This window comes from Roseomonas sp. CAU 1739, from assembly GCF_039839775.1.
In the GTDB taxonomy this organism is placed as follows: Bacteria; Pseudomonadota; Alphaproteobacteria; order Acetobacterales; family Acetobacteraceae; genus Neoroseomonas.
On record NZ_JBDOQQ010000015.1, the window covers coordinates 48,019 to 74,564 of the forward strand.

Sequence of the window (26,546 nt, forward strand, 5' to 3'; positions counted from 1 at the left end):
TATCAGTCGGGTGGGAGGGCGAGCAGGTCCTGGTGGCCGATCGTCACGGACAGGAGGCCGGCCAGCACCTGGGCGCGGCGCGCCTCGGCCCAGCCGAGGATGGCCTTCGCCCGCCGGCGGTCCCAAGGCAGCGCGGCCTTGGCGTGGCCGGTGACCATCTCCGCCGCCAGCACGCCGTCCCGGCGGTCGATGCGCCAATCGGATGCCGCGCGCAGCACGGTATAGCCCTGCGCCGCGAAGGCATCGGCCAACGCCGCGACTGCATCGGGGCCGAGCGCCGCCCCCCCGAAGCCCTTGTCGCGGCGCTGGTCACGGCGGAAGCCGCGCGCCACCAACGCATCGCCACGGCGCGGCGGGTTGAAGCGGTCACGCCCGGTGACATTCAGCGCGGCGTAGAAGGGTAGGGACCGCGCCGCGCAGGCCGTGGCGATGCGCATCACCCAGCCGCGTGAGACGAGGTCGCACAATGCCGAGCACACCACCGCATCGACGCGGTCCAGTGGCAGCCCGTCCGGCGCATCGGCAAGGTCGGTGAGCAGGCCTTCGATCCGCCACGCGCCACCCGGCGTGTGGACCAGCAGCGTCTTCTTTCCGGGGAAGGTGGCGGGCAGCCCCAGCGCCTCTGCCGTGTCGGCCATGGTGTCGAAGGCGCGCGACATCAGTTCCGCGTCGGCATCCACCATCGTCCAGGCCTGGGCTCGGTCGATGATCGGCCCGAGCCAGCGGATCAGGCTGCCGGTGCCGGACCCGAGGTCGAGCAGCCGCGGCCGTGCCGGCAGCCATGCCGCGAGCCGCGCGCCGAGTTCCGGATCGCGCGCGAGCGCGTCCTGCTCCTCGCGCAGGTCCAGCCAGTCGCCGTCGAAACCTTCTGCCATCAGGCGAAGGCCTTCTCGATCTCGGCGCGGAAGGCCGCGGCGCGGTCGGGCCAGCGCGGCAGGGCCTGGCCGCCGGCCCAGGCGGCCTCGGCCATGACGGCGCGCAGATCGGCGTCGAAGATCGCCCGGCGCATGCCCTTGGACAGCGAATTGTGGTCATCGACCGGGGAGACGATGGCCGAGCCCGGCACCACCACCTCGGCGATCGCTCCGCCCGCGGTGATCGCCAGCGGCAGGCCGCGAGCCATCGCCTCGGCCGCCGCCATGCCATAGCCCTCCCATTTGGTGGCCAGCGCGAACAGGTCGGCGTGGTGATACAGCGCCTCCAGCGCCTCCCCCGAGGCTTCGCCCGCGAAGGTCACGCGGCTGGCGATGCCGAGTTCCTCGGCCAGCGCGCGCAGCCCATGCGCATGCGTCTGGTCGCGGCGGTCGTCGCCGACGATGGTCAGGCTCCAATCCAGGTCGGTCAGCCGTGCCAGCGCGCGCATCAGCACGTCGTGGCCCTTGCGCGGCACCAGCGTGCCGACCGACAGGATGGCGCAGCCCGGCCCGCCGGACCCGGCGGCGCGCGGCGCTTCCTCGGTGCCGGGTTCGACCACGCCGATGCGGGCGGGATCGGCGCCGAATTCCTCCGGCAGGCGGCGCGCGGTCAGCGCGGAGGTGCAGACGATCCGCGCCATCGCGCCGAACAGCGCGCGTTCCTTGGCCTTGAGCACGGTGCGCGAGGCATCGGGCACGCCATGCTCCAGCGCCGTCGGGTGATGGATCAGCGCCACTGCCCGCCGTTCGGCGAGGTCCTGCGCCAATGGCAGGAAAGCCGGCAGTCCGAGCCCGTCGATGATGATGCGCGCATCGGCCGGCAATGCATGCAGCGCGGCGCGCGCGCCTTCGGTCGCGGTATCGTCGGGGGCGGGGTGGCTGCCGGGGAGTTCGACCACCGTCACCGTCTCGCCCAGAGCGCGCAGTCCCTCGACCATGCGCCGGTCATAATTGTAGCCACCCGAGATCGCGTCGAACGGCCCGGGCACCAGCAGGTGCAGGTTCACGAGGCGGGCGCCCCCTCATAGGCGGCCCAGGCGACGTGGCTTTCGCGCAGCAGCACCTTCAGCCCTGTCACCGCCCGTCCGCCATCGCCAAGCCGCCCTTCGGCCAGCGCCACGGACAACAGCCGGTGGATATGCGCGCAGAGGAATTCGGTGGTGGTGTTCTGCCCCGCGAAGGCCGGCTCGGCATCGAGGTTGCGGTAGTCGAAGCCGTCCAGGATGCGGCGCAACTCGACCTTGGCGGCGGCGATGTCCACCAGCAGGTTCAGATGGTCGAGCTTCGGCGCGCGGAATTCGGCCTCCACCACCATGGTGGCGCCGTGCAGGCGCTGGGCGGGCCCGAATTCCTCCCCGCGGAAGGAATGGGCGATCATGACGTGGTCGACGACGGTCAGGCTGAACATTCCGCCTGTTTAGCCGCCGTACCGCCCGGCGTCACGCGGCGTGCGTCACGGTATGATGACAACGAAGGCGACGATGAGGGCCGCGACCACGCTGGCGAGCGAAATCAGCAGCACCCATCGCATGACGCCGAGCGTCACGCCCTGCCGGACGCGGGTGGTGTCGCTGAGGGCATCGGGTGGCAATCGCGGGTCGGGTTCGGGCATGGCGCATCCTTTCCAGTCATTTGGAAAGGAAACGTGGCGTGGACCGGGCGGTTGCCCGGCCGACGCCCGATCAGCCATAGGTGACCAGCGGGCAAAGTGGCGGCGCGTCGCCTGGCGGCGGGTTGAGAAGGCGGGGCATCGCCCCGGCCAGGTCGGCGAAGGGCGTGGCCGGTCCGACCAGGCTGTCGAAGCGCGCATCCGCCAGCAGCGACAGCGCCAGGGCCATGCGCTCGCCATGCGTGCGCCGCCCGCGCATCGCCGGCGCCACCGCGCCGACCTGGGTCGAGATGATCTGCAGCCGCCTGGCATGGAAGGCCTCGCCCAGCGGCAGCGTCGCTTCCCGCGTGCCGTACCAGGACGCTTCGACGATCCGTGCCTCGAAGGCGCACAGTTCCAGGGCCCGGCGCAGCCCGGCCGGGTCGGCGCTGGCGTGGATGACCAGGTCGCGGTCGGCGGGCGCGTCCTCCGGCGCGGCGAACCGTGCGCCGAGGGCTTCGACCATCGGCCGGCGGCGCGGGTCGAGGTCGCAGACCACCACCTCCATCCCCGGCATGCGCGCCAGCAGGGCGGCGACCAGCAGACCGACCACCCCGGCGCCGATCACCAGGGCGCGTTCGCCGGCCAGCGGCCGCGCATCCCACAGGATGTTCACCGCCGTTTCCATGTTGGCGGCCAGCACGGCGCGGGCATCCGGCACCGCATCGGGGACGGGGATGCACATCCCGACGGGCGCGAGGAAGATGTCCTGATGCGGATGCAGCACGAAGACGCGGCGGCCGAGCAGCGCGTCCGGCCCTTCTTCCACCACGCCGACCGCGCTGTATCCGTACTTCACCGGGAAGGGGAAATCGCCGGCCTGGAACGGGCAGCGCATGGCGTCGCGCTGGCTGTCCGGCACGCGGCCCATCAGCACCAGCCGCTCCGTCCCGCGCGAGACGCCGCTGGCTAGGGCGCGTACCAGCGCCTGGCCCGGCGCGCGCTGCGGCAGGTTTTCCGTGCGGATTTCGCAGTGCCCGGCAGCGACGGTCCACAGCGCGCGCGCCATCATGCCGGACACCCCGGCCTGGCGCGGTCGATGGGTATGTCGAGCAGGATATCGGGTGGGATCGGATAGACCCGCCAGGTGAAGCGCAGCCCATCGGCGATGCGCGGCACCTCCGGCAGGGTGAAGGCGGGAATGCCGGATCCCAGCAGCACCGGCGCGATCGTGACGTGCAGTCGGTCCAGGCAGCCGGCGGCGAGGAAGCGCGAGACGGTCAGGCCGCCACCCTCGACGAATATGCGCGACAATCCACGTGCCGACAGGTGCCGCAGCAGCGCTGCCGGGTCGATGCCGCCGGAACCGCTGCGCGGAATGCGCAGCACCTCGGCGGTGCCGTGGCGCTCGCCGCCCGGCGCGTCATCGGCGCAGGCCAGCAGCGTCGGCGGGCCGTCGCGGAACAGGCCGTATTCGGCCGTCAGGCGGCGGTCGGTGTCGATCACCACGCGGACCGGGTCGGGGCCCCGGGCTTCCCGCGTCGTCAGGCGGGGATCGTCATGGCGCACCGTGCCGGCGCCGACGACGACCGCATGGCACAACGCGCGCAGCCGATGGGTGTGCAGGATGTCGCCCGGGCCGCCGATCCATTGGCTGGAGCCCGAGGCGGTGGCGATACGCCCGTCGAGCGTCTGCGCCAGTCGGCCGACGACGCGACAGCCATCGGCCGCGGCGGACGGAACCAGGATCGGTCCGAACAGCGGCGCGAACGTACCGGCCGGTGGCCTGCCATCGCGCGCGGCAAGGATCGCATCCCAGTCAGGGTCGGCTGCGGCGGGGTTCATCGGTCGCGTCATGCACGAAGCAGGGCGGTGAGGGCTAGTGCCGCCGTCAGCCACCCGCGCCCGACCCTGCCGATGCGGCGCCCAGCCGCCGGGCCTGGAAGAAGGTCTTGCCGCCGCGCTCGAAGCCCGCGCTTTCGTAGAACCGCAGTGTCGCCTCCTGGCGTGAACCGGTCGCCAGCATGACCTTGTAGCAATCGGCGGCCCAGGCCGCCTGCAGCGCCGCCGCCAGGACCGCCTGGCCGAGACCGCGCCGGCGATGCGCCGCATGCGTCACCACGTTCTCGACCAGGCCGTAGGGTCGCGCGTCGCGGGTGAGATTCGGCACGATGACCAGGGTGCAGCTGGAAACCGGGCGTCTGGCGACCTCGGCGATGAAGACGCTCGTCAGCCCGGAGGCGAGCAGCGCGCCCCAGGCCGCGTCGGCCGCGCTGCGGGACGGGCGCGGATCATCGGGGTTGAGATGGCCGTAGAGGTCCAGCATCCCATCGAGATCCCGCGGCACGGCCAGGCGGATGACGGCATCGGCCATGATGGTCCTCGTCGCTGGAACGGATCCGGTCCGGCGGATGTACCTGACCGGGTGACGATGCTCGATCGGCAGCGCGCCCGGAGGCGTTGGCGCCAGCCGGGTGAATGCAAGCGGCCCCGGGCGCATACTGCGTTCGCATGCGCTTACGCCACATGCTCCTGCCTCATTGTCTTGAGGGCATCCTCACGCGTCCGGATCATTCCATCTGAACGCGATCCGCTCTACGGCGCGCCGATGGAGATCGGCAACCACTCGACGACCAGTTCAGCCAGCAGCCCGGCGATGATCGGCAGCGGCAGTGCCGAGACCATGCGCATCGCGACGAAGCGCCAGCCGAGCAGCGGATACTCCCAGGAAATGATCCGGTGCACCGCGAAGATCGACCAGCCGGTGATCAGCGCGGCCATCTGCGGCACGCCCGCGCCGGCCTTGGCGAAGGCGAGCACCAGCGGGAAGGTCACGAAAGGCCCGCCCGGCATGAATCCGCCGGCGAGCGAGGCGATCACCACTCCCATCGGTCCGGAATCGGGTCCGATCCAGGCGACCGCGGCGTCTGCGGGCATCAGCTCGGCCAGGAAGGCCGCCATCGGCAGCGCCACGGCGAACAGCGGCAGGATCTTCACCAGGCTCTGCCCGGTCTCGACGCCCACGCGTCGCAGCGTGCCCGGCCCGCGCCGCAGGCAGAAGCCAAGGGCGACCAGCGCGACCACCCACAGGAAGGCCTGACCGCCGGTCACTTCGGTGGTTCCCAGGCGATGGGCAGCTTGCGCGCGATCCAGCCGGCGACCATCGGCATCGGCAGGGTGATGAGCGTGCGCATGATCGCGAATTCGGGTCCCAGCAGCGGCACCTCATAGACCAGCAGCTTCTGGAATCCGTTCAGCGACCAGCCGAGGATATAGGCGATCAGCGCGCCGCGATCGGCCCCGGCACCCGCCAGCACCAGCACCAGCGGGAAGGCCGCCATCGGCCCGCCTGGCGTCAACGTGCCGGCGGCGGTTGCGACCAGCAGGCCGAACCAGCCGCTGTCGGCCCCCATCCAGCGGGCCAGGGTGCCAGGCGCCATCAGTTGCCGAAGTGCCGCGGCCAGCAGCAGCCCGGCGAGCAGCGACGGCACGATGAACAGGAACAGGTCCCAGGCATGATGGAGCGCGCCGCCGAGCGCGCCAACGCCGTCGCGGCGCCACAGCGCCGCCCCGGCCAGGACTGCGATGGTCGCGATCACCATCAGGCTGGCTTGTCGGCGCAGGAAATTGATCACGCGCGCAACCTGCGCCGGGCCGCCCAGACCGGCAAGCCCGCCCCGGGCACGATCAGGCGAAGACCCCCGGCTCCCACCAGCGCTCCGCGCTGAACATCGCGCGCCCTTCGCCTCGCAGCACGAAATGGCGCGTCGCCACGGCGCGCGACATGAAGTCGGTCGGCGTGCGTGCGACAAGTCGCAGGATGCGATCGAGGGTGAGCGCCCCGGCGGTGATCTGCTGGCGGTGTTCACGCCGGATGGCGCCGCGCAGGGCGGCGAAGGCGATGCCCTGCGCCGTCGGCCATGGCCGGGCGAGCGAATTCTCCAGCCGCGGGAAGGGGCAGTCCGGGCGATCGCGCAGCTGCGATTCGACCATCAGGTACTGGCCCGCGAACTGCGCGAAGTTGTTCTGCATGTGCCAGAACAGCACGGGGCGGCCGCCGAAATGGTCAATGCCATCGACCCGGCCGGGGACGATCGGCATCGCCCCGCCGCGGATGCGCGGCCTGAGCGGATTGTCGAAGGCGGCGTAGTCGTTGAGCAGCGACCCGAGATCGCCGCGCGTCAGGGCACGCGCGCGCAGCAGGGCGCTGAGCAATTGCTGATCGCTGCCGATACGCCCGGGGATGGCCGAACCGGACCGGTGCAGCCGTGCCTCGGTGGCGCCGGGGTCGTGGTCGAAGGCGGCAATCTCGTCGCACCACGCATCGAGCCACGCCGGATCCGACACCGCCACGAAGCATGGGCTGCCGATCGTTCCGGAGCGTCCCGCCAGCGCCGCGGTCAGCCCCAGGAAGGACGGCTGCAGGAAAAGGTCGAGATCGATATGAACGAAGGCCTCGCCCCGCATCACGTCCCGCAGTACCGGCCAGCGCAGGAAGCACAGGGTCTCATAGCGGTTGAGCCGCTGGCTGATATGCGGCAGTCGCGCCGCCCAGGTGGCGAGCAGCGCGGTGCCGTCCTCGATGCGCACATGTCCTGCGGCGAGATGGGCGGCATAGGCGGGGGTGATCTTGTCGAAGCCGCCAAGGACCACGACGCGCAGCGGTGCGGCCGCCGAGGCGCGGCCATGGTCGGCATGCAGGCCAAGCCCGACCGAGAATTCGAACTCCTCCAGCGAGGCATCGATCCAGGCGGTGGAGACGACATGCATGAAGGCGGGCATCCCGATATCGGGACCGCGTCCCGGAGGCGACGTCCGGGCGGCGTCGTCCGGACGCCAGTAGAACAGATCACGCCGGGTTGGAATCACGCGATCGCGAGAGCCTGGCGCCGCGCTGGGGCGCCGCGGCTGGACCGAGGGCCGATGGCGCGACCAGACCGCGCGCCGATGGCGCGACCAGACCGCGCGCCGATGGCGCGACCAGACCGCGCGCCGATGGCGCGACCAGACCGCGCGCCGATGGCGCGACCAGACCGCGCGCCGATGGCGCGACCAGACCGCGAGCCGCTGCCCGCCACGCCCGGTCTCGGGACCGCGGCGCGAAGTCCCTGCAACCGGCATCCGCCCGACCTCGCCGCGCCGGCGGTAACGGCCGGCCCGCCTTTACGGCCTCGGCACGAGTCAATGACTCGTGCCGTTGGTATTACACGCGCGCCGACAACGTCATGGCCAGCGTGGCCCCGCCGGCCTGGCGGTGACCGGCCGGCGCGTAGCCCTGCGGCGCATTGCGCTGCAAGGCGGCCCCCGCAATCGTCTCGATCACGCGCGATTGCAGGGCCACGGCGCGTTCCAGCAGGCGCCGGTTCTCCTGGCCCAGCTCCTCAAGCCGCCGGGTCAGCACCGCCGCCGCCTGGCGCACCGGCCCATCGGGCGCCGCGCCATGTTTCGCTTGCGCGGCATAGGCCGCGGCGAAGGCGTCCGATGCGGCGATCTTGCTGGTCGCGAGCGTGGCCGCGCGTGGCAGGTCGAGCTTGGCGAGCGCCTCATTCTCCGCGCGAAGGGCTTCGGCCAGCCGTTGGCCGGCGAGGATCAGGCTGTCCATCATGGTGCGCTATCTCCCGTGTTGGGGGTGGTGTTCCGGGTGCTGCCTAGGCGCTGCAGTTCCCGCAGCACGGCGTCGGCAAGGCCGATGCCATGGCCCGACCGCACGGCGGCCGCGGCATAGGCATCGACCAGCATGGGCCGCCACTGCGCCTCGGCCGCGCCGCCGCCGAAGCGGGAGCGGGAGGTATCGACGGTGGCGAAGATCGGCTGCAGCAGCATGGCCATCGCCTGGGCCTCGAAGTCGCGGGCGGCCTGGCGCTGGGCGGCGTCGTTGCCGGCGGCGCCCGGTGCGCGCAGGGCACGCGGCTGGACCGGGGCGATGGCGGCGGGTGTATCCATCAGCGGACCTCCAATTCGGCCTGCAGCGCGCCGGCGGCCTTGATCGCCTGCAGGATGGTGATCAGGTCGCGCGGCCCGACGCCCAGGCTGTTCAGCCCGCGCACCAGTTCCTGCAACGTGACGGAACGCGGCAACACGCCCATGCGGCGATTGGCCTGGTCGTCCACCTCGATGGAGGTGCGCGGGGTGACCACGGTCTCCCCGCCCGCGAGCGCATTGGGCTGGCTGACCTGGGGCGTTTCCGTCACGCGGATGGTCAGGTTGCCCTGCGCGATGGCAACGGTCGACACGCGCACATTGGCGCCCATGACGATGGTGCCGGAGGCCTCGTCGATGACGACGCGGGCGACCTGGTCGGGTTCGACGCGCAGTTGTTCGATGCGGCTGAGGAAATCGATCGGGCTCTGGCCGGACAGCGACACGGTGACGGTGCGCGAATCGGTCGCCGCGGCGATCTGCCCCCGTATCGCGCCATTGATCGCCGCGGCGATGCGCCGCGCCGTGGTCAGGTCCGGGTTGCGCAGCGACAGCCGAATGCGGTCTCGCGAGGCCAGCTGGAACGGCACTTCCCGTTCCACGATCGCACCATTGGCGATGCGCCCGGCGGTCGGCACGCCGCGGGTGACCGAGGCACCGGCGCCGCGCGCGCTGATCGCCCCGGTGGCGATCGACCCCTGGGCGACCGCATAGACCTCCCCATCCGCGCCGAGCAGCGGGGTGACCAGCAGCGTGCCGCCGGTCAGGTTCGTCGAGTCGCCCAGCGCCGAAACCGAGATGTCGATGCGGCTGCCGGGCCGGGCGAAGGGCGGCAGGTTGGCGGTGACCATCACCGCGGCGACGTTGCGGGTGTCGAGCTGGCGTTCATTGTCGCGCGTGTTGACGCCGAGCCGTTCGAGCATCCCCACCAGCGATTGCCGGGTGAACACGGCGGATCGCAGCCGGTCCCCGGTGCCGTTCAGCCCGACCACCAGGCCGTAGCCGACCAGCTGGTTGTCGCGCACGCCCTCGACATCCGCGATGTCCTTGATGCGGACCTGGGCGGCGGCCGGCAGAACGAGGCCGAGGGCGAGCAGCAGCCCGGCCAGCAGCCTCTTCGTTCTCGCGTAAGCATTGCAGCCCAAGATGCGTCTCCCGCGCGCCGTTGCTCGCGGCGGCGCGCCTGTCCGGATCAGGCCCCGGGGTCGGTCCGCGGGGTTCACCGCGACAGCGCAAGGCGCATGCCAGCCGCGGGGGTGGAAAAGACCGGCAGGCTTTGCCGGGGAGGGGCCGGATCTTGCCGGCGATGCGGAAGGGAAGGGCCATGGTTGGCGTTCGGGGTGTGTCGGGCGGGGCGGCGACGGGGACGGGACGGGCGCTGCGCAGCGCCGGCGGCGGCTTCAACCTGGGCGGCGTTCCGGCGGGCGTGGCGGCGGCTGCCCGGGGTGTCGCGCCGGCGCAGCCGATCGGTCTGCTCGCGCTGCAGGAAGCCGGGCCGGTGGCGGAACGCGACGCGCGCGCCCGCCATCGCGGCCAGGCGCTGCTGCGATCGCTGACGGACCTCCAACTCGCGCTGCTGGGCGGTGCGATGGACCCGGCGCGACTCCGTGACCTGGCCGCCCTGGTGCCGGGCGAGGAGGCGGCCGACCCGGCGCTTGCCGCGGCGATGGCGGCGATCCGGCTGCGCGCCAGGGTCGAGCTTGCGCGCCACGGTCTGGACGCCGCTGCGTCACCAGACTGAAAAGCCCGCTGTTTCAGGGATTTGTCGCTTTCTCCCCCCTTGGCTTTCGACACGCCACGCGTCTATGTTCCGCCCGCATTGAGGGGGGGTGCCCGTTCCGGCAGGAACAGGTCGCATCCTCGGCCCGGGGGAATGGATTGAGATGCTCGTGACGCTACCGCCGGACTACCGACCCTCGGACGACGAGGCGTTCATGAACCCGCTTCAGCTGGAATACTTCCGGCAGAAGCTGCTGAAGTGGCGGCAGGACCTGTTGAGGGAAGCCGGTGAGACGCTCTCCTCGCTGTCCGAAGGCGGGATCGCGGAACCCGACCTGACCGACCGCGCCAGCGTCGAGACCGACCGGGCGCTGGAACTGCGCACCCGTGACCGGGCCCGCAAGTTGATCAGCAAGATCGACCAGGCGATCGACCGGATCGAGACCGGCACCTACGGATACTGCGAGGAAAGCGGCGAGCCGATCGGCCTGCGCCGCCTCGAAGCCCGCCCGATCGCGACCATGAGCATCGAGGCGCAGGAGCGCCATGAGCGGATGGAGCGGGTGCACCGCGACGATTGATGCGCCGGCCGCCCTTGGCGGCCTTTTTTGATGGGCCATCCGTCGGCGGGTGGACTGATACCAACGGCACGAGTCATTGACTCGTGCCGAGGCCGCGAAGGCGGCCCGCCGGTAGTCCGGCGAAAGCCAAGCAAACCGGAGGTTTGCGCCCGGCGTCTGAGGGCAGGCCGAAGCCGATACCAACGGTCGAAGAATTCGGCCGTTGGTATGAATCTGCGGCGCCGGCGTGGAGCGGATCCTGTGGCAAGCGCGGCATCCGTGCAGGCGTGGATGATGCCGCGGCCGTGGCGATGGCCTGACGCGTGGCCGCGGCTGGCCCGGGGCGCGGGCGCGCCCGGCATGGCGCCGGTCAGTCGCCGAAGGTCGGCGATGGGTCGTCCAGGCCCGGCGGCGGCTGCGCCAGCGGATCGCGTTCGATCAGGCCGGCGTCATCCTCCGCGACTCGGCCGACCCGCGCGCCCACCGGCCATACCGCAAGGCCTTGGCGCGGATAGGGTTTCAGCAGCGCATGCAGCGACGCATCGTCGGCCGGCGTCGCGCCAAGCCAGGCATCCCAGGCCTCGGGCGGCAGGATCACCGGCATGCGGTCGTGCAGCCCGGCCAGTTCCGGCACCGCTACCGTGGTCAGGATGGTGAAGCTGCGCAGGATGGTCCCGTCGGGTGCGCGCCAGCCTTCCCACAAGGCGGCGAGGGGCATCGGCGCGCCATCGGCCATGGCGATCGCGAAGGGCTGCTTCGCGCCCTTGGCGGTGTGCTGGTCCCATTCATAGAAGCCATCGGCCACGGCAATGGCGCGGCGCTTGGCGAAGGCATCGCGGAAGGCGGGCTTTTCGGCCACGGTTTCGCTGCGCGCATTGATCATCCGCGCCCCGCCCGAGGGATCCTTGGCCCAGCGCGGCACCAGACCCCAGCGCAGGGCATCGAGATGCCGCGCCCCGGTTTCGGGATGCCGCCGCAGCACCAGGCCGTCCTGGGTGGGCGCCCGGTTGAAGGAAGGCGGCAGATTCGTGATGGACCCCGTCACCTTGAAGTGCCGCGCAATGTCGCCCGAGGACCGCTGCTGGAAATACCGCCCGCACATGGATCCTGTTTGCCTGCCCGACCCCGGCGGGGGCAAGGCGCGGATTGGGTCGCGCTCCCGGCCCCTGCGATGCGGATGGCGGCGGGGGGGGCGTTTCTGCTGCCGGCCATCCGCACCAAGGTTCGGTGACGCCCTGGGCATCGCGACCGGGCGCACCGCGTGTTGCACCGGGCGAAGGGCGGCGTGCCTGGTGCAGCCGAGGCCCGCGCTTACCCGCCGGGTGCCGGGGCCCCGCTGGCCCCCGGCGACGGTGGTTTGGCGAAGCACCCGTCAGAACGGCAAGATCACATCCAGCAGTTCCTGCCCGGTCCGCGGCCGCTGCACGTCGCTGATCGTGCCGCGCCCGCCATAGGCGATCCGCGCCTCGGCCAGCCGGTCGTGCCGTACCGTGTTGTCGGATGCGATGTCCTGCGGGCGGATCACTCCACCGACCGTCAGGTCGCGCAACTCGCTGTTCACCCGCACCTGCTGGCGCCCCGTCACCACCAGATTCCCGTTGGGCAGCACCTGGGACACCGTGGCCGCGACCCGCAGCGTCACGGTTTCGTTGCGGCGGGTCTGGCCGGTGCCGTTCACATCCGATGTCGAATTGGCCTCGACCAGCCGCGACGGGTCGATGCCTGCCGGAAACAGCCGACCGTAGGAGGATTGCAGCCCGAGCATCTGCGGAATGCCCATCCCCTCGCTGTTGTTGCGCGACCGGATGGTGCGGTTCTGCAATTCGGCCTCATCCGCGATGGCGACAAGCACGGTGACAAGGTCGCCCACCGTTGCCGCGCGCTGGTCGCGCAGGAAGGTGCGGCTGCCCGGCCGCCACAGGGAATTGTTCGCCAGCGGCGGGTCCTGGGGGTTTGGCATGGGCATCGTCACCGGGCGCCAGCGCGGGTCCTGGGTGGGGTTGGTGACCGGCGCCATCTCCGGCGGGTCGCCCAGGCGGGAAAGCCTTTCGGCCCCCGAACAAGCAATCATGGCCAGCGGCATCATCAGGATCAGCGCCTGGCGCATCTCAATTCCTCCGTGCGATCTGGACCGGAACGGCGCCTGGCAGCACGCGCACGCGCCCCGGCCCGATTGCCTCCGCCTCGACCACCGAACGGCTGCCGAGATTCATCACCGGCACGCGGTCCCCCCGCGCTGCCGCTTCCAGCGCGCGGCCCTGCGCGGTCATCGCCAGGCCCGGCCCATCGAGCACCATCAGCACCAGCTGGTTCTTGGCGATGATCGTCGGCGCCGTGAGGTCGACCAGCACATAGGGCAGGTTGGCCGCGATCGGCCGGCGCAGCTGGCGACCGGCAACCTCCTCGGCGCGCTGCGCGGTGCCCGGGCGGACGCGTTCGGCGCGAAGGCGGATCTCACGCACATCCGCCGGCCCGACGATGTCGCCAACCGCCAGGCGGCGCGTGGCGATCACCACGGGCACGGTGGAAAGCGCACGCCCGGTCAGCCGCCCGCGCCAGGACGCCATGCCATCGGCCGCGACCACCAGCGTGGTGGCGAAGCGGCGCGTCGCGGCGTCGTAGCTCGACGATTCCAGCATCGCCTGCGGCAGCGTGCCGAGCGGCACCGAGGGGGGTGCGAAGCCCGGTAGTTCCAACTCGGCATCAGGGTCCATGCCGAGACGCACCAGATCCTCGCGCAGCAGGGCCTCGACCTCCTCGCGCGGCAGCGGGCGGCCGGGGCGTTCGACGATGCTGCGCTCCTCGCCCGACAATGGCCGCCAGGCCAGGTTGAAGCGGCGCGCGATCATCGACAGCTGCGACGCATCGAGCATCATCCGCCGCCCCGGCGCCGGTGCGGCACCGATCACCGCTTGACCGGCGTCGCCGGCATTCTCGAACAACTCGCCCAGGCGCAGCGAGGCATCCTCGGCCAGCACCAGCGGCCGCGGCGCCGGCGGGATGCCCTGCGCGCGTGCCGGCAGCGCGGCGAAGGGCAGCAGGGCCAGCGCGCGCCGGCGCATCACCGCAGCCTCGTCAGGGTGGACAGCATCTCGTCGGAGGCGGTGATGACGCGCGAATTCATCTCATAGGCGCGCTGCGCGGTGATCAGCGAGGTGATCTCCTGCACCACATTGACGTTCGACGTCTCGATGAAGCCCTGCATGGTCTGGCCGTAGCCGACCGATCCGGGCGAACCCTGCTGCGCCTCGCCCGAGGACGGGGTGGCGAGGAACAGGTTGTCGCCGACCGCCTCCAGCCCGCCTTCATTGGCGAAGATGGCGAGCTGGATTTGGCCGACATTCTGCGGGTTGGTCTGCCCGTCGATCTTGGCCAGTACCTCGCCGTTGGAATTGATGGTGACGTCGCGCGCATTGGCCGGGATGGTGATGCCGGGATTCACCACGAAGCCTTCCGCGGTGACGATGGTGCCTTCCGCCGACAGGCCGAAGGTGCCGTCGCGGGTATAGGCCGTCTCCCCCGAGGGAAGCTGGATCTGGAAAAAGCCGTTGCCGCGCACCGCGAGGTCGAAGCGGTTCTCGGTCTGCTGCAGGTTGCCCTGCTCGCTGATCCGGTAGACGGCGGCGGTGCGCACGCCCAGGCCGATCTGCGCACCCGATGGCAGCGTCGTGCCGGTGTCGGCCGATTGCGACCCGGTGCGGCGCAGGTTCTGGTAGATCAGGTCCTGGAATTCCGCCCGCCGCCGCTTGAAGCCGGTGGTCGATATGTTGGCGATGTTGTTGGAGATGACTTCGACATTGTTCTGCTGGGCCATCATGCCGGTGGCGGCAATGGTGAGCGATCGCATCGGTCGTGATCCTTACGGCGCGATGACTGTGGGTGCGCAGGCACCGGGGGTCTGAATCACGCGGTCGAGCATGGGGTTGGAGCGAGGGGCGAGAAACGCATCGCGCGTCACGTGCGGCGGCGCAGGATGCGCTCGACGGCGGTCGAAAGGCGTTCGCCTTCCTTCTCGGCGAATTGGGCGGCGAACTGGAATTCGCGCATCTCCGTGGTCAGGCGGGTCATTTCCATGATCGGGTGCACGTTGCTGCCTTCGAGCGCGCCCTGCACCACGGCGGGGCGCTCGACGGGCTGGGGGTCTTCCCCGGCCGGGTCGAACAGGCGGTCGCCCTCGCCGCGCAGCGTCTGCGGGTTGGCGAAGGTGACGATGCGCAGCCGGCCAAGCGTGCCGTTCTCGCTGCGCACCGTACCGTCGCCCTGGATGGTGATGCGCGTGTCGTTGCGCGAGACGGCGATGGCGTTGCCCTCCGCCCCCATCACCGCATGGCCTTCCATGTCGACGATGCGGCCATCCTGGCCGATGCTGAACCGCCCGGCGCGGGTGAAGCGTTCGCCACGTGGTGTCTCGACGGCGAAGAAGCCCTCGCCGTTGATCGCGACGTCCAGGGGATTGCCGGTGGATTGGACCGGGCCGGGTTCCATCTCCCGCCAGGTGGCGCGGTCCTGGACATAGGCGATCGGACGGCCGCCCGGCGGCGCGGCGCCACTGTCCTGGCGCGCGACGAAGGCGGCGAAGACTGGTCGCTGGGCGCGGAAGCCCGGCGTGTCCGCATTGGCGACGTTGTGCGCCAGCACCTCGGTCGCGCGGGACTGCAGCGAGAGGCGCGAGAGGATGATGTAGCCGGGGCTGTCCATGCCGCTGTCTCCATCCCCGTGGTGGTAGCCGCCGGGGTGCCAGGGCAGGGGCAACCGCCGTGCCAGCCGTGGGCGGCGAAACGGGCGGCATTTCCTGCCGGGTGGCGGCAGGCGCGGCCCGGCACCCGGCAGCACCGATCCGCCGCAATCCTTCCTTAACGGCGGGCGTGGAGGATGCCCCCGTGCAGGAGGCATGACATGGCGGCGGCAGCGGCCGAGGCGACCGGGGCGGAAGCGGGCAAGAGCGGTGGAGGCAGGAAGAAGCTCCTCCTCATCGCCGTGCCCATGCTGCTGGGCGGGATCGGGGCCGGGCTGTGGTTCGGCGGCATCCTGCCGAACCTGCTCGGCATGGGGCACCACGACACCGCCGCGGACGCGCGTGGCGCGCCGCAGGCCGAGGCACCGCGCCCGCCCGCCTTCTTCGAGATGCCGGAGATCATCGCCAACCTGAACGCGACCGGCCGGCGGCCTGTCTATGTGAAGCTGCGCAGCAAGCTCGAGATCACCCGCGCCGAGGATGCCGCGGCGATCCAGCTGGCGATGCCGCGGCTGCTCGACCTGTTCCAGACCCATCTGCGGGAGATGCGCCCGGAGGAGCTGCGCGGTTCCGCCGGCACCCAGCGGCTGCGCGAGGAACTGGTCGCGCGCGCCAACATCGCCGTCGCCCCGCCGGCGGGCAGCACGCAGGCCGCGCCGCGCATCACCGACGTGCTGTTCCTGGAGATGCTGGTGCAATGAGCGGGGAATCCGAGGAAGACCTCGCCGCCGCCTGGGGTGCTGCCCTGGATGAGGAAGACGGCACGGCCGCCGATGCGCCGGCACCGGATGCCACGCGCGTGCTCAACCAGGCCGAGATCGACAGCCTGCTCGGCTTCGACAGCAAGGGCGGCGGGGACGGGGAGGAAAGCGGCATCCAGAGGATCATCTCCTCGGGCCTCGTCTCCTATGAGCGCCTGCCCATGCTGGAGATCGTCTTCGATCGCATGGTGCGGCTGATGTCCACCACGCTGCGCAACTTCACCTCCGACAATGTGGAGGTGTCGATCGACGGCATCGTCTCGCTGCGCTTCGCCGACTACCTGAATTCCATCCCGCTGCCGGCGATGCTGGGCGTCACCCGCGCGGCGCAATGGGACAATTACGGCCTGGTCGTGGTCGATTCCGCGCTGATCTATTCCGTGGTGGACGTGCTGCTCGGCGGGCGGCGCGGCACGGCGGCGATGCGCATCGAAGGCCGCCCCTACACCACCATCGAGCGCACCCTGGTCGAACGCCTGATCGGCGTCGTGCTCGACGACCTGACCGCGGCCTTCGAGCCGCTGTGTCCCGTCGTCTTCGGCTTCGAGCGGCTGGAGGTGAATCCACGCTTCGCCGCCATCTCCCGCCCGTCCAATGCCTGCGTGCTGGTGCGGCTGCGCGTGGACATGGAGGATCGCGGCGGCAAGCTTGAATTGCTGCTGCCCTACGCCACGCTCGAACCGGTGCGCGAACTGCTGCTGCAGCAATTCATGGGCGAGAAGTTCGGCCGCGACAGCATCTGGGAAACCCATCTCGCCGAGGAGCTGCGCTCCACCGAGGTCGCGCTCGACGTGGTGCTGGACGAACAGCTGATGCCGTTGTCCTCCGTCATCGGCCTGAAGGTGGGCGACCGCATCACGCTGGGTGTCGCACCCGGCGCGCCGGTGCGGCTGCGCTGTGGGGAGGTGCCGTTGTTCGAGGCCGAGCTCGGTCGGCAGGAACAGCGCCTGGCGGTGCGCATCTCGCGGGAGCTGGAACGCAGTCGCGGCACGGCGGGGGTGGCGGCATGACCATGCTGGAATGGGGCCTGCAACTGGTGCTGCTGCTGATGCTGGGCGCGGCGATCCCCTTCGCACTGCGGCTGGAACGCGCGCTGCGCGAGATCCGCGCCGACCGATCCGCCATGGAAGGCAGCGCGCAGGGGCTCGGTGAGGCCGCGCGCATGGCCGAGGCGGCGATGGTGCGGCTGCGCGCCTCGGCGGAACTCGCCGGGCGGCAGGTGGCCGAGCGCACGGCCACGGCCGAACCATTGCGCGACGATTTGCGCTATCTGGTCGAACGCGCCGAAACCCTGGCCGACCGGCTGGAAGGCTTGGTGCGCGCTGGCCGTCCGCTGACCCAGGAGGCGCCGCGCGCGCCCGAGCCCCCGCCGCTGCAAAGCCAAGCCGAGCGCGACCTGCTGCGGGCCATCACCCTTGGTGCGCGGGCGGCGCGCTGATGGGACGCCCGCGCCTGCTGCCCGCCGCGATCCTGGCCATGGCGGGGCTGTTCCTCGTCAAGGCGGAGGCGCTGCTGGCCGCGCTGCGCGCGCCGGCGCTGCCGGCGGTAGTGGCATCTGCGCGCGCCGCGGACCCGCCACCGGCGGCGCCCACGCCCACGCCCACGCCACGCCCGCAACCCGCGCCCGTCGCGATCGCCCCGCCCGCGCCGGACCCGGCGGCGCAGGCCGAACGCGCCTTGTTGGAACAACTGCGCGCCCGCCGCACCGATATCGAGGCGCGCGAACAGGCCGTCTCGGCGCAGGAAATCGTGCTGCAGGCCGCCGAGGCCCGGCTGACCCGCCGGGTCGAGGAACTGACCGCGATGCAGCAGCGGCTCGAAGCGCTGGATCGTGCGCGCGGCGAGCGCGAGGAGGCCGGCTGGCGCGGCCTGGTGCGCACCTATGAGGCGATGCGCCCGCGCGATGCGGCGACGATCTTCGATGACCTCGACATGCCCGTGATGGTCGAGATCCTCGACCGCATGAGCGACCGCAAGGCCGCCCCCGTGATCGGCGCGATGCGCCCGGACCGGGCGCGGATGGCAACGGCGGAGCTGGCGCGCCACCGCGCGCGCCGCAGCACCGTGGACTGAACTGACACCAGGCAGGAGGCAAGACCCGACCGATGGACCGCAACACCAACGTCCTGATCGTGGACGACTACCGGACGATGCTGCGCATTATCCGCAATCTGCTGAAGCAGCTCGACTTCAACAATGTCGATGAGGCCACCGACGGGCAGGAGGCGCTGGCCAAGCTGCGCGCCGGCAATTTCGGCCTGGTGATCAGCGACTGGAACATGGCGCCGATGACGGGTCTCGACCTGCTCAAGGAAGTGCGCGCCGATGCGCGGCTGAAATCCATGCCCTTCATCATGATCACCGCCGAGAGCAAGACCGAGAACGTGGTCGCGGCCAAGCAGGCGGGCGTGTCGAACTACATCGTGAAGCCCTTCAACGCCGAGACGCTGAAGGAGAAGATCGAGAAGGTGGCGGTCCATGCCTGACGGCAGCCTTCCCGACGACGACCGCATCGAGGCGGCCGTGCGCGCCGTGCTCGGTTCGATGGCCGGCGACCTGACGGCGCGCGAAGCCGCGCTGCTCGCCGAACTGGAGGCGCTGGGCCGCACCATCGCCCGCGCTAAGGCAGAGATCGCCGCGCTGTCGGTCGATGACATCACCGGCGCACATATCCCCTCGGCGACCGATGAACTCGACGCCATCGTCGGCCACACCGCCGAGGCGACCAACGAGATCCTCGATTGCTGCGAGGTGCTCGAGAAACTGCAATCCGAGGTGCCGGAGGCGGCGGCAACCGCGCTGCAGGGCGCGGTGACGCGCATCTACGAGGCCTGCTCCTTCCAGGACATTACCGGCCAGCGCATCAGCAAGGTGGTCTCCGCGCTGAAGGCGATCGAATCCCGTGTCGAGGCGGCGGTCGCGAATGCCTCGGGCCGCGCCACGCCGCAGTCGGTGGCGCCGGCGGCACCGCGTACCGAGGGCCAGGCGCTGGCCAATGGCCCGCAATTGCCGGGGGGCGCCAGTTCCCAGGCGGAGATCGACCGCCTGCTGGCCAGTTTCGACTGATGCGCCTGCCGGCGCTGATCCTGCTGGCGCTGGTCGCCCTCGTGCCCGCCGCGCGGGGGCAGGACGTGCCGCGCGTGGCGCTGCGCGTCGGCACCCATCCGGATCTCGGCCGACTGGTCTTCGACTGGCCGTCGCGCATCGGCTACGGCGTCGAGGAACAGGATGGGCGGGTGGTCATCCGCTTCGCCGCGCCGGGGCAACTCGACTTGGCCGCCGCCCGCCGCCCGCCGCGCAACGTGCTGGCGGTCGAGCGGGATGGCGATGCGGTGGCGATCCGCATCGCGCCGGGCGCGCGGCCGCGGCATTTCCGCCTCGGCAACCGGATCGTGCTCGACATCCGCGACCCCGCGGCCGCAGCCGAACCGGCACCGCCCGCCCGGCCTGCCGCGGCGGCGCGCAGCCCCACGCAGCCGGCGCCGCCGCCCGCCGTGCCGGTCGCGAGCCCCGCGCCGGACCCGCTGCCGGCGAGCCCCGCTCCGCCGCCCGCCACCGCGCCAACCGCCCTGGCCCCGGCCGCGGCCGCGCAGCCGGCGGCCAGGACGCAGCCCGCCGCCGCGCTGCGGGACGCCGCGACCGGCGCTTCGGCGCTGCGCCTGCTGCCCGGCGGCACCGGACTCGTCCTCGATGCGGGGCCGGAGGCCGGCCTAGCCATGTTCCGCCGCGGCGAGTGGGTGCACATCGTGGTCGATCGGGTCCTGGTGGCTGATCCGACCTTGGTGCGCGGCCACGCCGTCTTTGCCGGGCTCGAGAGCCAGCCGGCCGGCGAGGGCACGGTGTTCCGTTTGCCGTTGCCCGCACCCAGCCACCTGATCGCGCGGCGGGATGGCGAGGCCTGGGTACTGGAGGCGCGGCGCGACGCGCCGCCGATCGATGCCACGGTGCTGCGCGCGGTGCCCGAGGCCGGCCCGCCCGCTCGGCTTCTGCTGCTCGGTGGCAGTCCCGGCGGGACGGTCGCCATGGCCGACCCGGCAACCGGGGAGACGCTGCTGGTCGGCACGCTGCGGCGCCCCGGACCCGGTATCGCGACGGTCCGTCGTTTGCCGGATTTCGACCTTCTGCCGAGCATGCTGGGCGCCGTGCTGCTGGCCCGGTCCGACCGGCTGGGCTTGCGCGTGGTAACCGAGGATCGCTTCGCGGTGCAGGCGGGCGCGGGCGAATCGCTCATGCTCGGCGCGTTGCCGGGGCAGGAGCCACCGCCCGCGGCACTGGCGATGAGCCGCCTGCTCGACCTGCCGACCAGCGCGACGCCGGTGTTGCTGGAACGCTTGCGCAATGTGCTCACCACGCTGAATGCCGCCGCACCGCTGGCCCGCGGCCCGTCGCGGCGCGACGCGGCGGAGACGCTGCTCGCACTGGGGATGCCGCAGGAAGCCCAGGCGATGGCGGCGATCGCCTTCCAGGAGGATCCGCAAGCGCGGGAGGATGCGCGCCTGCTGCTCGCCCATGGCGTGGCGGCGCTGCTGTCGGGCCGGCCGGGCGATGCGCGGGCGATCATGGATGCGCGCCTGCCGCCGCGCGACGAGGTGGCCCTGTGGCGCGCCCTGCTGGCGCTCAGTCGCGGGGAAGACGCGGCTGCCGCGCTGCGTGTCAGCGCGCCCCTGGTGCTCATCTATCCCGAGGCGCTGCGCGCGCGTGCCCTGCCGCTGGTCGCCGAGGCGCTGGCCCAGGGTGGCGAGGCGACCGCCGCTGCGGCCCTGCTCGCCCAGGCCGGCGACGTCGCGGGGCTCGACCTGGCGCGGGCGATGGTGATGGAAGCGGCCGGCCGCGACGCCGCCGCGACCGAAGCCTATGCCGCGCTGGTGGCCGGGCGCGACCGGCGCCGGCGCGCGATCGCCCAGCGTCGCCTGGCGGAACTGCGCCTCGCCGCCGGCAGCATCGACCAGGCCGGCGCGGCCGAGGCGCTGGAACAGTCGCTCTTCGCCTGGCGCGGCGGGCCGGAGGAATTGGCGCTGCGCCGGCGTATCGCCGCGCTGCGCCTGGAAGCGCTCCAGGGGCAGCAGGCCCATGCGTTGCTCGAGGAAACCGCGCGGCTGTTCCCCGATGCGGCGGCGGCGCTGCGTCCGGCCTTGCAGAACGCCTTCGCGGTCGCGCTGGAGACGGCGCCGCCGCTGGTGGCCGCGACGATGTTCGATGCGCAGCCGGACATGCTGCCGGGCGGTGCGCGCGGCGAGGCGGCGGTGCTGATGCTGGCGGAACGACTTGCCGGGCTCGACCTGCCGGATCGTGCCGCGGCCCTGCTGCGTCGCGCCGTGGATGCGAGCGAGGACGCCCCCGCACGCGCGGCGATCGGCGCGCGGCTGGCCGTGATGCGGCTGGCCGAACGGGACGCCGCCGGCACGATCGCCGCGCTCGATGCGAGCGAATCCACGAGCCTCGATGCACCGATCGTGACCCAGCGTGCCCTGCTGCGCGCCCGGGCGCTTGCGCGACGTGGCGCGCGCACCGAAGCGGAGGACATGCTCGCGACGCTCGGTCCGGCCGGTTCGGCGGCGCGGGCCGAACTGCGCGCCGAGGCGCAGGACTGGCGCGGCGCCGCCGCCGCCATGGCTGACCATCTCGATGCGATCCTGCCGCAGGCACCTGCGCCGCTGGGGCAGGACCATCGCGTCGCCCTGGCGCGCCATGCCGCGTATCTCGCCCTGGCCGGCGATGATGCGGGCCTTGCCGCGCTGCGTGCGGCACAGGGGCCGCGCATGGAAGGCGGCGCGCTTGCCGAGGCCTTCGGCGTGCTGACAGCCAACCCCGTGCGCGCCATCGCGGACCTGCCGCGCCTGCAACGCGAACTCGGATTGATGCGCGTCATGCCGGCGCGGCTGGAGGCCTTGCGGGCAGGCGTGCAGGTCGCGCGCTGAGATGCGCGTCCCCCGTGGGGGTGATCCGCAACTTTTACGGTCGCCGCGGCGCAATTTCACTTGCGCCCCCGGACCCCTTGCCGCATATCGCGCGGCCGTTGACCCAAATGATCGGACTTTCCCGATCGCCCTGGTCATCTGCTGGCTGGAAGGAGCCCTTAACATGGATGCTCTCGTCCAACCGGGGATGGTCTCGGATTTGCCGAGCGACACCCGGAACATTGACGAAGACCGCTCGGTGCACCCCGAGAAGGACTATTTTATTGCGCGCAACGGCATTCGTTACGCCGGCACGCATCTGATCATCGACCTGTGGGGGGCGACGAACATCGACGACCCCGATCACATCGATTCGGTGCTGCGCGAGGCCGCGCTGGCAACCGGGGCGACGATCCTGCACGGGCATTTCCATCACTTCTCGCCCAATGGCGGGGTGTCGGGCGTGCTGGTGCTGGCGGAAAGCCATGTGTCGATCCATTCCTGGCCGGAACGCGACTACGCGGCGCTGGACATCTTCGTCTGCGGCGAATGCGATCCGTACAAGGCACTGCCCGCGCTCAAGCGCGGCTTCCTGCCTGAACGCGTGCAGTTGTCCGAGCACAAGCGCGGCCTGATCGGCTGACGCGCCCGGCAATGCCGAAGTGAATCGGGGCCGGGCGGTGACGTCCGGCCCCTTTGCTTCCCACGATGGGGATGCCTGCGATGGCCTACGATCTCTGGGTGAATGAGACGCTGTACGAGGCCTGGGGCCAGCGCTTCCGGGTGAAGCGCGAACTCGCGCGCGTCACGTCCGACTTCCAGGACATCCTGATCTTCGAGAGCGAGACGCATGGCCGCGTCATGATGCTCGACGGCGTGGTGCAGATCACCGAGGCGGACGAATTCTCCTACCAGGAGATGATCGCCCATGTGCCGTTGCTGGCCCATGGTGATGCTAGGCGCGTGCTGATCATCGGCGCAGGCGATGGCGGCGTGCTGCGCCGCGTCCTCCAGCACCGCACTGTCGAACAGGCCGTGATGGTCGAGATCGACGGCGAGGTGATCCGCCTCGCCAAGGAACACCTGCCTGGTATCGCGGGTGATGCGTGGTCCGATCCGCGCGCCGAGGTGCTGGTCGCCGACGGCATCGACTATGTCCGGCGCGCGCCGGGTGCTTCCTTCGACGTGGTGATCGTGGACAGTACCGACCCGATCGGCGTGGGCGAAGTGCTGTTCACCGATGAGTTCTACGCCAATTGCGCCCGGCTGCTGACTTCGCGCGGCATCGTCGTGAACCAGTGCGGCGTGCCGCAGATGCAGGCCGACGAACTGCGCGAGACATCCATCCGCCGCGGCAAGGCCTTCCCGGACATCTGGGCCTATGTCGCCGCGGTCCCGACCTATGTCGGCGGCTTCATGACGCTGGGCTGGGCGGGCAAGGACGCCACCTGCCGCGCCGTGCCGGTGCCCGAGATCCGCCGCCGTGCCGAAGGCGCCGGTATCCTCGGCACCACGCGCTATTGGACGCCGGAGATCCATGCCGGCGCCTTCCACTTGCCGCCCTACATCGCGGAACACCTCCCGCAGGGGGGCTGACGCGCAAGCGTCACGCGCCGTTCATCGGCGCGTCGCACCCTGCATGGCATCGCGTCGGGCCTTGTTCGGGAGAGGTCCGATGCGTTTCTCCGCCACCCTGGTCGCCGCCATCCTCGCCGCCCTGCCGGCCGCCGCCCAGACGCCGCGTTTCGAGGCGGTGCTGGCCGGCCACGCCGCGCTGCCGGCGCTGACGCTGGTCCAGCCGCCCGCCGATGCGCCGGCGTATTTCCGCCTGTCGGGCCGTTTCACCGCCGCCGACCGCGCCCGCGTGGATCGGCCAGGGGCGATCCCGACCACGGCCTTCACTGCGGACGCGGCGGTGCCGCGCAGCTCGGGCGTCGGCCTGCCGCTGGAAGGCCAGCCGGCCCAGGGCATCTCCGGCCTGGTGCCGACCGGGCCCGGCACCTTCCTGCTGCTGTCCGACAATGGCTATGGCAACCGGCCCAATTCGGTGGACAGCCTGCTGATGGTCCATCGCGCACGGGCGGATTGGCAGTCGGGCCGCATCGCCATTGCCGAAACACTGTTCCTGCGCGACCCCGACCGGCGCATCCCCTTCGCCATCCGCAACGAGGCCGCCGACACCCGCTACCTAACCGGCGCGGATTTCGACCCCGAGAGCCTCGCCGTCATCGGCGACCGCTGGTTCATCGGCGACGAGTTCGGGCCCTATATCCTGGAGACTGATGCGACCGGCCGCGTGGTCGCGGTGCATGAGACGCTGGTGGAAGGGCGGCCCGCGCGCAGCCCGGACCACCACATGCTGTCCCAACTGCCGAATGTGCCGGGCGTCGCGGGCTTCAACGTCCGCCGCAGCCGCGGCTTCGAGCCGCTGGCGGCGACCCCCGACGGCACGCGGCTGATCGCGATGTTCGAAGGCCCGCTGGTCGATCCGCAGACCGGCCAGCCGGAGATAGCAGGCGAGGCGGCGGTGGTCCGCATGCTGGAATTCGACGTGGCTCAGCGGCGCTGGACCGGGCGCCAGTGGCGCTACCGGCTCGAAAATCCCGCGCATGCCATCGGCGACCTCGCCATGGTGGATGCGAACACGGCCGTGCTGATCGAACGCGACGACACCACCGAAGGCAGCTCGGCCCAGGCCTGCAACGGCCCGGCGCGGCTGGACTGCTTCAACCGCCCGGCGGCCTTCAAGCGGGTCTATCGCATCGACCTCGGCAATGCCGATGCCGATGGGTTCGTGCGCAAGCTCGGCTATATCGACCTGCTCGACATCGCAGATCCGGACCGGCGCGCGCATGTGCCGCTGGAACCCAATGGCCGCTTCGCCTTCCCGTTCCAGGGGCCGGAAGGTGTCGCGGTGGTCGATGCCGACCACATCGCCGTCGTGAACGACAACAACCTGCCCTACAACAGCGCGCGGCGGATGGGGCAGCCGGATGACAGCGAGATCATCCTGCTGCGCGTGCCGGACTTCCTGCGGGCGCGCTGACCCGGGGCGCGCTCGCGCGGCCGGTTACGCCGGCGCGAGCGTCCCCGGCTGCAGCACCCGCAGCCGATCCGCACGAAACCGCTCGCCGAACACATCCGTCAGGACGCCGTGCAGGGCGGCGCGCTGACGCTCGAAGTCCAGCCTGGCGGGTTCGTCGGCGGGGTTGCGTAGCACGGCCTGTTCGGCGTCGCGCAACGCGCGGACCTCGTCGTTCAGGCGCTTCGCCGCTTCGCGCGGCAGCGCCTTGCCGGCGACATAGACCGCCTGGCTGATGCCGATCAGCGTGTTGAGCTGATCGGGGATGGCGAAGTTCTCGAGGTCCGTGGCACCGTTGACCACCAGCGCCACCGCGGCGAAGACGCTGAAGGCGAGTGCCTGAACGCGGGTCACATCCACCTCGCCCTCGGCGCCGAGCAGGTCTTCCCAGCGCGGCGTGCGCTGGCGCGTCTCAAGGATGCCGGTCGCCGTCAGCCATACGCGGTTGGCGGTCGCCAGCGCCGGGCCTTCGGCGAGGCTCGCCAGCGTCGATCCGGCCAGGGTGATGCCGAGCAACAGCAGCACGGTGTTTGACAGCCCCGACAGGTAGCCGGTGCGCGCGAAGACATATGCATAGACGCCGACCACGGTGAGGGTGAACAGCAGCACCTGGAAGCGCGACAGGCTCGCCGCGCCAAAGGCGTCCTGGCAGATCACCACCGGATTGAGCGCGCGCCAGAAGGCAGGCGTCGGGCGGCGGCCGGAATCCCGCTGCTTCGCGGCCTCGATGTCGAGTTGCTGGCCGTGAACGCGCAGCGCCGTGAAGGCGATGACGAGATAGAGCAGCGCGGCCGCCCCGAAGCCGACGCCGACCGACAGGTAGTAGCTGGACACCGCGACCTCGGTGATGCCGAAGGCCGTGGGATCGGGGCTTGGCGGGTTGGGGATGCAGGCGATGACGGCAACCTGCCAGGTGGAACGCCACCAGGTCTCCGGTGGCGTGAACTCGACGCGCAGCGGGGTGATGCCGGCCTCGGGTGTCGGCGGGTGGACCATGGCGAGGATCGGCGAGGCATCCGCCGCCGGCAGCAGCCCCGACGACGCCGGATAGGCGATGGCGGCGAAGAAGGTGGCGCGCCAGTCCTTCTCGTCCACGCCCTCGGGCTGGCGCAGGTTGATCTTCAGCGTCGCCCGAGCATTCGAGGTCTGCTGCGTGAGGTCGCGTTCGATGCGCAGCGTGCCGATGCCGCGGGACCGCATCCAGCCCGCCCACAGACCAGCGGCGCGGCCCGCGCCTTCCTGGCCCGGGCCGACGGCGAGGCCCAGGGGGCTCTGGCAGATGCCCTCCCAGGGTGCGGCGCGCTGCGCGGCGGCCGGCAAAGCCAGCAGCGTCAGCAGGCAGGCGAGCAGGATCCGCATGGCGGAGACCCT

31 protein-coding genes are annotated in these 26,546 nt (G+C 71.4%); 12 read left to right on the forward strand and 19 right to left on the reverse strand.

What is annotated here, in order from left to right:
• Positions 1 to 2 precede the first annotated feature (2 nt).
• The 13 genes from AAFN86_RS21565 to AAFN86_RS21625 all read right to left on the reverse strand — a co-directional run bounded on the left by AAFN86_RS21565 (position 3) and on the right by AAFN86_RS21625 (position 9,566).
• Positions 3 to 875 carry a class I SAM-dependent methyltransferase gene (locus AAFN86_RS21565; RefSeq protein ID WP_347545620.1) on the reverse strand — a complete coding sequence of 291 codons (873 nt, stop codon included), beginning with the start codon at positions 873 to 875 and terminating at the stop codon, positions 3 to 5.
• Positions 875 to 1,921 carry a glycosyltransferase family 4 protein gene (locus AAFN86_RS21570; protein WP_347545621.1) on the reverse strand — a complete coding sequence of 349 codons (1,047 nt, stop codon included), beginning with the start codon at positions 1,919 to 1,921 and terminating at the stop codon, positions 875 to 877. Before AAFN86_RS21570 ends, AAFN86_RS21565 begins: the two co-directional genes overlap by 1 nt.
• Complete coding sequence (locus tag AAFN86_RS21575; protein ID WP_347545622.1) at positions 1,918 to 2,322, reverse strand: 6-carboxytetrahydropterin synthase; 405 nt, start codon at positions 2,320 to 2,322, stop codon at positions 1,918 to 1,920. Before AAFN86_RS21575 ends, AAFN86_RS21570 begins: the two co-directional genes overlap by 4 nt.
• Positions 2,323 to 2,367: 45 nt before the next feature.
• Complete coding sequence (locus tag AAFN86_RS21580) at positions 2,368 to 2,526, reverse strand: hypothetical protein (RefSeq protein ID WP_347545623.1); 159 nt, start codon at positions 2,524 to 2,526, stop codon at positions 2,368 to 2,370.
• A 70-nt stretch (positions 2,527 to 2,596) separates the two neighbouring features.
• Positions 2,597 to 3,574 carry a zinc-binding alcohol dehydrogenase gene (locus AAFN86_RS21585; RefSeq protein ID WP_347545624.1) on the reverse strand — a complete coding sequence of 326 codons (978 nt, stop codon included), beginning with the start codon at positions 3,572 to 3,574 and terminating at the stop codon, positions 2,597 to 2,599.
• Complete coding sequence (locus AAFN86_RS21590; RefSeq protein WP_347545625.1) at positions 3,571 to 4,347, reverse strand: RibD family protein; 777 nt, start codon at positions 4,345 to 4,347, stop codon at positions 3,571 to 3,573. The genes AAFN86_RS21585 and AAFN86_RS21590 overlap by 4 nt, the downstream gene beginning before the upstream one ends.
• Before the next feature lie 46 nt (positions 4,348 to 4,393).
• Positions 4,394 to 4,876, reverse strand: a complete 483-nt coding sequence (locus tag AAFN86_RS21595; protein ID WP_347545626.1) for a GNAT family N-acetyltransferase — start codon at positions 4,874 to 4,876, stop codon at positions 4,394 to 4,396.
• A 221-nt stretch (positions 4,877 to 5,097) separates the two neighbouring features.
• The gene (locus tag AAFN86_RS21600; RefSeq protein ID WP_347545627.1) at positions 5,098 to 5,613 is read right to left on the reverse strand and encodes a permease; all 516 of its coding nucleotides are present in this window, start codon (positions 5,611 to 5,613) and stop codon (positions 5,098 to 5,100) included.
• The gene (locus AAFN86_RS21605; RefSeq protein ID WP_347545628.1) at positions 5,610 to 6,137 is read right to left on the reverse strand and encodes a hypothetical protein; all 528 of its coding nucleotides are present in this window, start codon (positions 6,135 to 6,137) and stop codon (positions 5,610 to 5,612) included. The genes AAFN86_RS21600 and AAFN86_RS21605 overlap by 4 nt, the downstream gene beginning before the upstream one ends.
• A gap of 52 nt (positions 6,138 to 6,189) precedes the next feature.
• A complete protein-coding gene (locus AAFN86_RS21610) occupies positions 6,190 to 7,284 on the reverse strand; it encodes a hypothetical protein (protein WP_347545629.1) in 1,095 nt (364 codons plus the stop codon).
• A gap of 421 nt (positions 7,285 to 7,705) precedes the next feature.
• Complete coding sequence (locus tag AAFN86_RS21615) at positions 7,706 to 8,107, reverse strand: hypothetical protein (protein ID WP_347545630.1); 402 nt, start codon at positions 8,105 to 8,107, stop codon at positions 7,706 to 7,708.
• Positions 8,104 to 8,445 carry a rod-binding protein gene (locus AAFN86_RS21620; RefSeq protein ID WP_347545631.1) on the reverse strand — a complete coding sequence of 114 codons (342 nt, stop codon included), beginning with the start codon at positions 8,443 to 8,445 and terminating at the stop codon, positions 8,104 to 8,106. The genes AAFN86_RS21615 and AAFN86_RS21620 overlap by 4 nt, the downstream gene beginning before the upstream one ends.
• Positions 8,445 to 9,566: a flagellar basal body P-ring protein FlgI gene (locus AAFN86_RS21625; protein ID WP_408906623.1), complete on the reverse strand. Its 1,122-nt coding sequence runs from the start codon at positions 9,564 to 9,566 to the stop codon at positions 8,445 to 8,447. Before AAFN86_RS21625 ends, AAFN86_RS21620 begins: the two co-directional genes overlap by 1 nt.
• 179 nt (positions 9,567 to 9,745) lie before the next feature.
• Between AAFN86_RS21625 and AAFN86_RS21630 the strand changes: the two genes are divergently transcribed.
• Both AAFN86_RS21630 and dksA read left to right on the forward strand, forming a co-directional pair.
• Positions 9,746 to 10,162 (forward strand): flagellar assembly protein FliX, encoded by a 417-nt coding sequence (locus AAFN86_RS21630; protein WP_347545632.1) that lies wholly within the window; start codon positions 9,746 to 9,748, stop codon positions 10,160 to 10,162.
• 142 nt (positions 10,163 to 10,304) lie between these two features.
• Positions 10,305 to 10,721, forward strand: a complete 417-nt coding sequence (dksA, locus tag AAFN86_RS21635) for an RNA polymerase-binding protein DksA (protein WP_347545633.1) — start codon at positions 10,305 to 10,307, stop codon at positions 10,719 to 10,721.
• A 349-nt stretch (positions 10,722 to 11,070) separates the two neighbouring features.
• Here the strand turns inward: dksA and AAFN86_RS21640 are convergent, their stop codons facing one another.
• From AAFN86_RS21640 to flgF, 5 genes are all read right to left on the reverse strand, one after another.
• Complete coding sequence (locus AAFN86_RS21640; protein WP_347545634.1) at positions 11,071 to 11,802, reverse strand: SOS response-associated peptidase; 732 nt, start codon at positions 11,800 to 11,802, stop codon at positions 11,071 to 11,073.
• Between the two features lie 270 nt (positions 11,803 to 12,072).
• Positions 12,073 to 12,807, reverse strand: coding sequence for a flagellar basal body L-ring protein FlgH (gene flgH / locus AAFN86_RS21645; protein WP_347545635.1), 735 nt, complete (start codon positions 12,805 to 12,807; stop codon positions 12,073 to 12,075).
• A 1-nt stretch (position 12,808) separates the two neighbouring features.
• Positions 12,809 to 13,762 carry a flagellar basal body P-ring formation chaperone FlgA gene (gene flgA / locus AAFN86_RS21650; RefSeq protein WP_347545738.1) on the reverse strand — a complete coding sequence of 318 codons (954 nt, stop codon included), beginning with the start codon at positions 13,760 to 13,762 and terminating at the stop codon, positions 12,809 to 12,811.
• A complete protein-coding gene (gene flgG / locus AAFN86_RS21655; RefSeq protein ID WP_347545636.1) occupies positions 13,762 to 14,547 on the reverse strand; it encodes a flagellar basal-body rod protein FlgG in 786 nt (261 codons plus the stop codon). The genes flgA and flgG overlap by 1 nt, the downstream gene beginning before the upstream one ends.
• 107 nt (positions 14,548 to 14,654) lie before the next feature.
• A complete protein-coding gene (flgF, locus tag AAFN86_RS21660; protein ID WP_347545637.1) occupies positions 14,655 to 15,398 on the reverse strand; it encodes a flagellar basal-body rod protein FlgF in 744 nt (247 codons plus the stop codon).
• Between the two features lie 198 nt (positions 15,399 to 15,596).
• Between flgF and AAFN86_RS21665 the strand changes: the two genes are divergently transcribed.
• The 10 genes from AAFN86_RS21665 to AAFN86_RS21710 all read left to right on the forward strand — a co-directional run bounded on the left by AAFN86_RS21665 (position 15,597) and on the right by AAFN86_RS21710 (position 25,139).
• On the forward strand, positions 15,597 to 16,136 hold the full coding sequence (locus AAFN86_RS21665) for a flagellar basal body-associated FliL family protein (protein WP_347545638.1): 540 nt from the start codon (positions 15,597 to 15,599) through the stop codon (positions 16,134 to 16,136).
• Positions 16,133 to 17,206 (forward strand): flagellar motor switch protein FliM, encoded by a 1,074-nt coding sequence (fliM, locus tag AAFN86_RS21670; RefSeq protein ID WP_347545639.1) that lies wholly within the window; start codon positions 16,133 to 16,135, stop codon positions 17,204 to 17,206. Before AAFN86_RS21665 ends, fliM begins: the two co-directional genes overlap by 4 nt.
• Positions 17,203 to 17,634: a DUF6468 domain-containing protein gene (locus AAFN86_RS21675; protein WP_347545640.1), complete on the forward strand. Its 432-nt coding sequence runs from the start codon at positions 17,203 to 17,205 to the stop codon at positions 17,632 to 17,634. The genes fliM and AAFN86_RS21675 overlap by 4 nt, the downstream gene beginning before the upstream one ends.
• On the forward strand, positions 17,634 to 18,269 hold the full coding sequence (locus AAFN86_RS21680; protein WP_347545641.1) for a hypothetical protein: 636 nt from the start codon (positions 17,634 to 17,636) through the stop codon (positions 18,267 to 18,269). The genes AAFN86_RS21675 and AAFN86_RS21680 overlap by 1 nt, the downstream gene beginning before the upstream one ends.
• A gap of 32 nt (positions 18,270 to 18,301) precedes the next feature.
• On the forward strand, positions 18,302 to 18,682 hold the full coding sequence (locus AAFN86_RS21685; protein ID WP_347545642.1) for a chemotaxis response regulator CheY: 381 nt from the start codon (positions 18,302 to 18,304) through the stop codon (positions 18,680 to 18,682).
• Positions 18,675 to 19,262: a protein phosphatase CheZ gene (locus AAFN86_RS21690; protein ID WP_347545643.1), complete on the forward strand. Its 588-nt coding sequence runs from the start codon at positions 18,675 to 18,677 to the stop codon at positions 19,260 to 19,262. Before AAFN86_RS21685 ends, AAFN86_RS21690 begins: the two co-directional genes overlap by 8 nt.
• Positions 19,262 to 22,114 carry a hypothetical protein gene (locus AAFN86_RS21695; RefSeq protein WP_347545644.1) on the forward strand — a complete coding sequence of 951 codons (2,853 nt, stop codon included), beginning with the start codon at positions 19,262 to 19,264 and terminating at the stop codon, positions 22,112 to 22,114. Before AAFN86_RS21690 ends, AAFN86_RS21695 begins: the two co-directional genes overlap by 1 nt.
• Positions 22,115 to 22,277: 163 nt before the next feature.
• Entirely contained in the window at positions 22,278 to 22,736 is a 459-nt protein-coding gene (speD, locus tag AAFN86_RS21700; protein WP_347545645.1) for an adenosylmethionine decarboxylase, read from the forward strand.
• Between the two features lie 80 nt (positions 22,737 to 22,816).
• On the forward strand, positions 22,817 to 23,689 hold the full coding sequence (speE, locus tag AAFN86_RS21705; protein WP_347545646.1) for a polyamine aminopropyltransferase: 873 nt from the start codon (positions 22,817 to 22,819) through the stop codon (positions 23,687 to 23,689).
• A gap of 79 nt (positions 23,690 to 23,768) precedes the next feature.
• Complete coding sequence (locus AAFN86_RS21710; RefSeq protein WP_347545647.1) at positions 23,769 to 25,139, forward strand: esterase-like activity of phytase family protein; 1,371 nt, start codon at positions 23,769 to 23,771, stop codon at positions 25,137 to 25,139.
• Between the two features lie 24 nt (positions 25,140 to 25,163).
• On the opposite strand, the gene AAFN86_RS21715 is transcribed toward AAFN86_RS21710, so the two are convergent.
• The gene (locus AAFN86_RS21715; protein WP_347545648.1) at positions 25,164 to 26,534 is read right to left on the reverse strand and encodes a hypothetical protein; all 1,371 of its coding nucleotides are present in this window, start codon (positions 26,532 to 26,534) and stop codon (positions 25,164 to 25,166) included.
• Positions 26,535 to 26,546: the final 12 nt, after the last annotated feature.

Coding starts and splice junctions, on each gene's coding strand:
- AAFN86_RS21565 (WP_347545620.1), bottom strand. CDS start 875: ATGGCAGAAGGTTTCGACGGCGACTGGCTGGACCTGCGCGAGGAGCAG.
- AAFN86_RS21575 (WP_347545622.1), bottom strand. CDS start 2,322: ATGTTCAGCCTGACCGTCGTCGACCACGTCATGATCGCCCATTCCTTC.
- AAFN86_RS21580 (WP_347545623.1), bottom strand. CDS start 2,526: ATGCCCGAACCCGACCCGCGATTGCCACCCGATGCCCTCAGCGACACC.
- AAFN86_RS21585 (WP_347545624.1), bottom strand. CDS start 3,574: ATGATGGCGCGCGCGCTGTGGACCGTCGCTGCCGGGCACTGCGAAATC.
- AAFN86_RS21590 (WP_347545625.1), bottom strand. CDS start 4,347: ATGAACCCCGCCGCAGCCGACCCTGACTGGGATGCGATCCTTGCCGCG.
- AAFN86_RS21595 (WP_347545626.1), bottom strand. CDS start 4,876: ATGGCCGATGCCGTCATCCGCCTGGCCGTGCCGCGGGATCTCGATGGG.
- AAFN86_RS21610 (WP_347545629.1), bottom strand. CDS start 7,284: ATGCCCGCCTTCATGCATGTCGTCTCCACCGCCTGGATCGATGCCTCG.
- AAFN86_RS21615 (WP_347545630.1), bottom strand. CDS start 8,107: ATGATGGACAGCCTGATCCTCGCCGGCCAACGGCTGGCCGAAGCCCTT.
- AAFN86_RS21620 (WP_347545631.1), bottom strand. CDS start 8,445: ATGGATACACCCGCCGCCATCGCCCCGGTCCAGCCGCGTGCCCTGCGC.
- AAFN86_RS21630 (WP_347545632.1), top strand. CDS start 9,746: ATGGTTGGCGTTCGGGGTGTGTCGGGCGGGGCGGCGACGGGGACGGGA.
- dksA (WP_347545633.1), top strand. CDS start 10,305: ATGCTCGTGACGCTACCGCCGGACTACCGACCCTCGGACGACGAGGCG.
- AAFN86_RS21640 (WP_347545634.1), bottom strand. CDS start 11,802: ATGTGCGGGCGGTATTTCCAGCAGCGGTCCTCGGGCGACATTGCGCGG.
- flgH (WP_347545635.1), bottom strand. CDS start 12,807: ATGCGCCAGGCGCTGATCCTGATGATGCCGCTGGCCATGATTGCTTGT.
- flgA (WP_347545738.1), bottom strand. CDS start 13,762: ATGCGCCGGCGCGCGCTGGCCCTGCTGCCCTTCGCCGCGCTGCCGGCA.
- flgG (WP_347545636.1), bottom strand. CDS start 14,547: ATGCGATCGCTCACCATTGCCGCCACCGGCATGATGGCCCAGCAGAAC.
- flgF (WP_347545637.1), bottom strand. CDS start 15,398: ATGGACAGCCCCGGCTACATCATCCTCTCGCGCCTCTCGCTGCAGTCC.
- AAFN86_RS21665 (WP_347545638.1), top strand. CDS start 15,597: ATGGCGGCGGCAGCGGCCGAGGCGACCGGGGCGGAAGCGGGCAAGAGC.
- fliM (WP_347545639.1), top strand. CDS start 16,133: ATGAGCGGGGAATCCGAGGAAGACCTCGCCGCCGCCTGGGGTGCTGCC.
- AAFN86_RS21675 (WP_347545640.1), top strand. CDS start 17,203: ATGACCATGCTGGAATGGGGCCTGCAACTGGTGCTGCTGCTGATGCTG.
- AAFN86_RS21680 (WP_347545641.1), top strand. CDS start 17,634: ATGGGACGCCCGCGCCTGCTGCCCGCCGCGATCCTGGCCATGGCGGGG.
- AAFN86_RS21685 (WP_347545642.1), top strand. CDS start 18,302: ATGGACCGCAACACCAACGTCCTGATCGTGGACGACTACCGGACGATG.
- AAFN86_RS21690 (WP_347545643.1), top strand. CDS start 18,675: ATGCCTGACGGCAGCCTTCCCGACGACGACCGCATCGAGGCGGCCGTG.
- AAFN86_RS21695 (WP_347545644.1), top strand. CDS start 19,262: ATGCGCCTGCCGGCGCTGATCCTGCTGGCGCTGGTCGCCCTCGTGCCC.
- speD (WP_347545645.1), top strand. CDS start 22,278: ATGGATGCTCTCGTCCAACCGGGGATGGTCTCGGATTTGCCGAGCGAC.
- speE (WP_347545646.1), top strand. CDS start 22,817: ATGGCCTACGATCTCTGGGTGAATGAGACGCTGTACGAGGCCTGGGGC.
- AAFN86_RS21710 (WP_347545647.1), top strand. CDS start 23,769: ATGCGTTTCTCCGCCACCCTGGTCGCCGCCATCCTCGCCGCCCTGCCG.
- AAFN86_RS21715 (WP_347545648.1), bottom strand. CDS start 26,534: ATGCGGATCCTGCTCGCCTGCCTGCTGACGCTGCTGGCTTTGCCGGCC.